Source organism: Aeromonas sp. JL9 (genome assembly GCF_024436075.1).
Taxonomy (GTDB): Bacteria; Pseudomonadota; Gammaproteobacteria; order Enterobacterales; family Aeromonadaceae; genus Aeromonas; species Aeromonas veronii.
Window position 1 is genome coordinate 47,664 of the sequence record NZ_JANFNV010000028.1, and the last position, 6,384, is coordinate 54,047.

Annotated in this window: 6 protein-coding genes; 4 read left to right on the forward strand and 2 right to left on the reverse strand. The window is 50.3% G+C overall.

Annotated elements, in window-relative coordinates:
• The first annotated feature begins 1 nt into the window (after position 1).
• The gene (locus NOM06_RS16870; protein ID WP_255912454.1) at positions 2-1,843 is read left to right on the forward strand and encodes an ATP-binding protein; all 1,842 of its coding nucleotides are present in this window, start codon (positions 2-4) and stop codon (positions 1,841-1,843) included.
• A 114-nt stretch (positions 1,844-1,957) separates the two neighbouring features.
• A complete protein-coding gene (locus tag NOM06_RS16875) occupies positions 1,958-2,632 on the forward strand; it encodes a hypothetical protein (protein WP_255912455.1) in 675 nt (224 codons plus the stop codon).
• A gap of 483 nt (positions 2,633-3,115) precedes the next feature.
• Here the strand turns inward: NOM06_RS16875 and NOM06_RS16880 are convergent, their stop codons facing one another.
• A complete protein-coding gene (locus tag NOM06_RS16880) occupies positions 3,116-3,322 on the reverse strand; it encodes a hypothetical protein (protein WP_042656489.1) in 207 nt (68 codons plus the stop codon).
• A gap of 191 nt (positions 3,323-3,513) precedes the next feature.
• Here NOM06_RS16880 and NOM06_RS16885 point away from each other — a divergent pair, with 191 nt between their 5' ends.
• Positions 3,514-3,879, forward strand: coding sequence for a DUF2061 domain-containing protein (locus NOM06_RS16885; protein ID WP_042084552.1), 366 nt, complete (start codon positions 3,514-3,516; stop codon positions 3,877-3,879).
• 186 nt (positions 3,880-4,065) lie between these two features.
• On the forward strand, positions 4,066-4,662 hold the full coding sequence (locus NOM06_RS16890; RefSeq protein WP_255912457.1) for an MliC family protein: 597 nt from the start codon (positions 4,066-4,068) through the stop codon (positions 4,660-4,662).
• A gap of 38 nt (positions 4,663-4,700) precedes the next feature.
• Here the strand turns inward: NOM06_RS16890 and NOM06_RS16895 are convergent, their stop codons facing one another.
• Positions 4,701-5,876, reverse strand: coding sequence for a retropepsin-like aspartic protease (locus NOM06_RS16895; protein WP_255912459.1), 1,176 nt, complete (start codon positions 5,874-5,876; stop codon positions 4,701-4,703).
• Positions 5,877-6,384: the final 508 nt, after the last annotated feature.

Consider the following 6,384-nt stretch of genomic DNA (forward strand, 5'->3'; position numbering starts at 1 on the left):
TATGTTTACACCATCTGAAGAGTTGAAAATAGGCCAAGTTGTTGAGGTGTCAGGAACCAATATAAAAGTTGAGATTTCAGATAAAATATCTGAATTAACAAGAACTTTTAATGGTCGTGTTTACCCTATCGGTCAAATAGGTAGCATGGTTAAAATTCACTATGGTCGCAAAATAATTTTTGGCTTGGTAACAATGCTCAGAATGCGATCGGAAGAGTTAATTGAAGCAGGTATGCCTGTGACTTCTGATTCTGATCAGCGTGTAATGGAAGTCCAGCTGTTAGCTGAAGGCAGCTGGAATAATACAAAGTCAATTTTGGCCTTTAAGCGTGGTATTAAAACCTACCCTTTGCCCCAACAAGGCGTATTCCTGCTAACCAACGAAGAAATTTCTTTTGTCTACCGTTCCGCTGAAGGTACAAGAGATGATGAAGTAGATCCATTAGTTCCCTTTGCGGTTTACAGTGCTTCTGAATCTACAGCCTGTCGAGCTAACATTAATAAAATGTTTGGTATGCATTGTGCGGTTCTTGGATCTACAGGATCTGGTAAGTCAGGTACTGTTGCCGCGATTATTCATAGCGTACTATCGCATAAAAATAATGATAAAGAGCTGTCTCCTCAGATAGTGGTCATTGATCCTCATGGTGAGTATGGTTCAGCCTTTAAAGAGAGAGCTGTACAGTACCGAGCATATGACATAGCGGCAGGCGACGATGGTCAGGAAGAGATAAAGCTACCGTATTGGTTAATGTCTAGTGATGAGTTTACTAACCTAGTTATCGGTAAAACGGAAAGAAGCGCTACCAGTCAAAACAATGTAGTTCAAATAGCTCTCGCTCATGCAAGAATGGTTGCCGCTGGAATTGTCAAACCTTGCCCAAGAGAGTTCGGTACAGAGGCCCTTAACCATTTAGAAAATTTTGACGATCCAGATTTATGCGATGGCAAGGATACTTCAGAAATTCTGGAATTCGATCGTGATAAGCCGAGACCATTTTGTCTTGATGAGTTCGAAGCTCATGTTAGGTATATACAGGGTGGAAGATTTAAAAAAGGCACAAAGATTTTAGAGTCACTACCACCATCAGATTCTGGTATGTCCTATGTTTCAGCAGTGTTAGATAAATTAAAAGTTCTGAGAAGAGATACTCGACTTTCATTTATGATGAGGTGTTGGGTTGATAACGATGCTGAAATAAAGCTACATCAAGTTTTGAATCAATTCATTGGCGCACCTAGTCAGGCAGGAAAAGATATTAGAATTATTGATATTTCAGGCTTACCAAATGAAGTTGCAGGCCCGCTTACCGCACTAATTGCTAGGTTGCTTTTTCAGTACAAAGTATTTCAAACTCAAGAAGAGAAAGAGAAGGATCCTATATTATTAGTGTGTGAAGAAGCTCATAGGTATGTTCCAGATCACGGGGAGGCTCAGTACGCAGCCGCTCAGGAAGCAATCAGGCGTATAGCAAGAGAGGGGCGAAAATACGGAATTGGTTTGATGCTGGTAAGCCAGCGGCCAGCCGATGTGGACAGCACAGTAATTTCACAGTGTGGTACTTGGGTAGTACTAAGGCTAACAAATTCTGCAGACCAGCAGCATGTCGCTCGATTCTTGCCAGATGGACTTTCTGGCATGGTTGGAGCATTACCCATTTTATCTCAGCAAGAAGCAATTTTTGTTGGTGAAGGTTCGGCTCTACCTTCCAGAGTAAGAGTTAGGGATCTAAAAGAAGAGCAATTGCCGAAATCAAATACGATACCATTTGCTCAGGGCTGGGCGAGTGATCGCCTAGATATAGAAAAATTGAAAGAGATATCTGAGAGAATGTGCAGTTAGAAGCGCGTTATAACAAGGCACTGCACGCGGATAAATTACTCGCTGCGCTCATAATTTACCGGTGAGTGCGGCGTTAGATGCCCCCAACCCTGACCTGCAGAAAAGGAGAATGAAATGAAGACTTTAGAACAGGCACTGAAGTACGAAAACCCAGACCTCATTCAAAAATTCTTAGACCGATATGCGGTGACGCGGGAAGAAGCGTTGGATATTTTTGAAGAAACAAAGAGATGGCTTTGGTTCGCAGCAAACGCGGAGAAGTGTGATCTTTCAATCAATGACCCAATGTATATGATTGATGAGATGTGGCATCTATTTATCGCGGACACAAAAAACTACATGGAATACTGCAATAAAAACTTCGATCGCTACATTCACCATTTCCCTATAACGCAGGCCGAGCGCGAAAAGGCTGCCAAAAAATTCAAGGAAAATCCTGAAAAATACAAGAAAGATCGAATTAAGCGCATTCAAGGTCAATTCCGTGAAATTTGCCGCCTTCTAGGAAAGCGCACTCTATATAAGTGGCAATTGATGTATCGCGAGCAGTACACGCCTGAAATTCGCAAAGATTTGGCAGTTGCCGCATTTGGAGATAAAAGCATTACTCCGATGTTTCCGTTAAGTGAGCGACACAAGAATAAGATGTTTGAAATGCTTTACGTTCAAGAGCTTGACGAAGAACCGCTTATTGATGAAATCATAAAAATTGAGCTCGCATCTACAAGCATGTGGCCAAATCATGGCTGTGGTGCATATTGTTCATGTCGACGCGCCTGCCAAGCATAGGCATCTAACAATTCGTTCCAGCGGACGCGCTAAAGCGCGCCGCTGAACTCAAACGTTAGAGGCCACCACCATGTCCGAGGTCTTCCGCATCAGACTAATGTTTGAATGGGGTGGTGGTTCTTTATGGTGTGGTAATGAGGCCGCATTAAAGCAATTCGATGTAGGTCCGATAGAGGAAATATTGCCTCTGAGCAAACTAGCACTCGGGCGATTAAGCGAACTATCACAGTGGCATGATACAGCTTTGAACTGGGACTATCCGCCAACAAATCTGGGACACCCACCTTTTTGAGCAAGGCATAGCAGAGCCCGAACCCAAAAGATGGGTGTCCAAGGTCTTCTGTACAGGGTCGAGTGGCTCAACAAGGCCGAAGGTTAATCCCCCTCCCCACAGCGACCACAAAGTTGAAACGCAAAAGCCCCATCACGGGGCTTTTGCTTTTGGTACGGCCAGTGTGTGCAAGCAGCCTGAACCTGCGCGCCCTATGAGCGGGCGGGCAGATCCTGTTTCAGCGCAACCAGCAACAGGGCCAGCAGGCCAAAGGGCGGAAACAGACAGAGCAGGGAGCAGATCAGGGTGACCAGCGCCGGATGCTCGCTCTTGCGGCGCGCCAGTCGCCAGGCGATGACGCCGACGATGACCATCAGCAACGCAATGAACTGGCCAAGCAGGGTGGCATTGATATTCATGAAAGATCCTTTTTCATGGGCAAGTGTGAAGAACCTGTACTTTATCGCCTTGGCTGCGATTGGCAACCGCTGAACCACACCGGCCACTCGCCCGTTGATAGGTTCTCTCTATTTTGGCAATAGATGAGAATAGTTTTCATTTAATCTCATTTCGGCGGATACTCTCATCATCAACAGAGGGAGCCGCCATCATGAAAAAGACCATCAGCTTTGCCATCCTGCACTTCGGTGTCGCCTTTACCGTGGCCTACCTGCTGACCGGTGAGCTGCTGACCGCCAGCCTGATCGCCCTGATCGAGCCCGCCGTCAACACGGTCGCCTTCTACTTTCATGACCTTGGCTGGCACAAGCTCAAACCAAATCACAGCCTGCAGGCCAAGACCAGCAGCTTCGCGGTGGTCCACTTCTCGGTGGCCTTCGGGGTTGCCTTCCTGCTGAGCGGCGAACTGCTCACCGGCGGTGTGATGGCGATGATCGAACCGGCCATCAATACCGTGGTGTTCTTCTTCCACGAGCGGCTGTGGCGCGCCCGCAGTCAGCAACTGGCGCTGGCCTGATCAACCGGGCAACCCGCCTCCCCCTTTATCGCGGCCACAAAAAACCCGACATTCCGGCCAGGAGTGTCGGGTTTGTCCGTTTGGCAGCTATTCAGCAGTGCAAGTGCGCTCGGCTCCCTTGCTGCATTGCCCTGTAGAGTGTGCTGTAGTAGGCAAATATGCCCTCCTCATTGCTGGAATCTATCGATGAACAAGACCTTACTTGCCACCCTGCTGTTTGCCCCTCTGCTGGCCAGCGCCGCAACCCCCTCCTTTGACTGCACCAAAGCCTCCGGGTCGGTCGAAACCCTGATCTGCAAGGATGCCGGACTGGCCGCCCTTGATAACGAACTGGCGGCCCTCTACCCCAAGGCGATTGCTGCGCTCTCTCCCGAACAGCTCAAGACAGAGCGCGCCATGCAGCGCGGCTGGATCAAGGGTCGCAACGACTGTTGGAAGGGGCAGGATCTGCGCCAGTGTGTGGAAGATAACTACCTGCTGCGGATCACCGAACTGCAGATCAGCGGCGGCCAGCTGATGGTGCCGGCACCGGTCAACTACCAGTGCGGCAAGAGCGTCACACTCTCTACCTACTTCTATAACGATGCCAAGCTGCCCGCCGCAGTGATCAACCTGAGCGAGGGCGACAAGCAGCAACAAGCGCTCGCCTATGAAGCCCCCAGCGCCAGCGGCGCCCGTTATGAAGGGCAAAACCTCACCTTCTTCATCAAAGGGGATGAAGCCACGCTGGAGCGTTACGGCCAGCCAACCCTCACCTGCATGGAAAATCCGACCAAGGGCTGAGGCTCATAGGGGCGGCTCGTCTTGCCGCCCCACCTTGACTAGATGGCAATATCCAGCGGTTTTCCTTCCCGCACAATTCGCAACTTGAGCGACCCCGGCTTGCTGGTGCTGAGCAGTTCACGCACCTTGTCGATCTCTAGGGGACGATAAGCCACCCCGTTGATCTGTTCCAGAATGTCGCCGTTGGCCAGACCATAGGGGGCCAGATCCCGTTCGTCGCTGTAGTAGACCTGCAGATGCTCGCCATCAAAACGCACTCCGATATTGCGCAGGGTTGGCGGCACTTTGCGCGCCAGGCTGTTGGCGTCGTAGCAGATCATCATCCGCCCTGGCATGATCGCAAAGCGATTGAAGCGGTTAACAAAATCCAGCCCCAGACCATACTGCTCATTGCTGTTTTCCGAAACGCGCAGCTCACCGAGCTGGCGCTCATCAAAGTGCAGGCCGGTGAGGATATGTTCACGCCCCTCCACCATACCGCTGGCGTCCACCCCTTTGCGTGGCATCGCATCTTCGCCAGAGATCGCCTTCTGGCTCGCCATAAAGTCGATAAAGGCATGGTCGGCATAGCTCTGATCGGCCCCGGTATCCAGATACATGCGCACGCTGCTCTCGCCGTGGGTCAGATACACTGCCGGGGAGCGGTTGTAGCTGTCTTCATAGCCGATGCAACGCTCGAACGTGGCTGCCGACGGTGCCGTCAGCAAAGCCGTGAGCTGATGCCTGTCGCGATCAAACACCCAGTTGAAACGGCGGATGGTGTCGATCCCGAGGATGCCATCGATACGGCTGCCAAGAGACTGGGAGAAAAGATCGAAATCAACGGTTGCCCACAGCTCGCTGTCATCAATGGTGACCGACCCCACCGAGAAGGGTTGCGGCTCAACAAAACCAAGCTGCTCGCTGCCCAGTTGGCTCGAAACGCTGTTCACAGTGGCAAAATCAGCCTGATAGGCCCTGGGCAATTCGCTTAAGGTCAGCGCCTTGAAGCGGCTGGCCAGACGACGATCGATAAAGGTGATACTGGCCCCGGTATCGAGCAAAAACTGGTACTGCTCACCGGCGATAGTGACGGGGATCAGGGGGGCACTTTCGTAATGCGCGGTCAGCACCGGGCCGGGTACATTGCGCTTGGTGGATGAATCCGGGGCTGTGCAGCCTTGGACGACGAACAGGGCCAACATGGCCAGCGCCACTTTGAACTGCGACTTCATAACTCTCCTTCCCGATAGCAGATGCCCCCGCGACGCCACCGCATAATGCTATCTTGTTGATTTATAGATAAATAAGCTATTTCCGCAGGGGGCACGGACAATAACAAAGAGTTTTATGCTAGTTCAAGCCAGATATGACCATGAATATTCTATGGAGATTGATAAAGAATGGCTGTTCACGCTATATCGGCGCGTCATCAATCGTGGGTGACATTTGATTAACTTATTGATCTTGCACAGAAAATCTCAATATTGAGCTTTCTCTACACAGCGCCATGGTTAATATTGCCATTTGGCAACACTTGCCTCGTCGGAGTCTCCCATGAGCCATGCCAACCCCATCCCGTTGGTGAAACGCAGCAGACTGGAGGCTGAAATTCAGGGGCGGTAGCCATGCCGAATGGAATGGATAAGCGAGAGTTGCCTTCGACCTGCATATTCCGGCCGATCATGAACACCGATTCCGGTTCAACGTGAACACCATTTCCGGACCAATGTGAACGCTCAT

Excerpts from the sequence above, each read along its gene's own strand:
- NOM06_RS16870 (WP_255912454.1), top strand. The coding sequence starts at position 2 with ATGTTTACACCATCTGAAGAGTTGAAAATAGGCCAAGTTGTTGAGGTG.
- NOM06_RS16875 (WP_255912455.1), top strand. The coding sequence starts at position 1,958 with ATGAAGACTTTAGAACAGGCACTGAAGTACGAAAACCCAGACCTCATT.
- NOM06_RS16880 (WP_042656489.1), bottom strand. The coding sequence starts at position 3,322 with ATGAATATCAATGCCACCCTGCTTGGCCAGTTCATTGCGTTGCTGATG.
- NOM06_RS16885 (WP_042084552.1), top strand. The coding sequence starts at position 3,514 with ATGAAAAAGACCATCAGCTTTGCCATCCTGCACTTCGGTGTCGCCTTT.
- NOM06_RS16890 (WP_255912457.1), top strand. The coding sequence starts at position 4,066 with ATGAACAAGACCTTACTTGCCACCCTGCTGTTTGCCCCTCTGCTGGCC.
- NOM06_RS16895 (WP_255912459.1), bottom strand. The coding sequence starts at position 5,876 with ATGAAGTCGCAGTTCAAAGTGGCGCTGGCCATGTTGGCCCTGTTCGTC.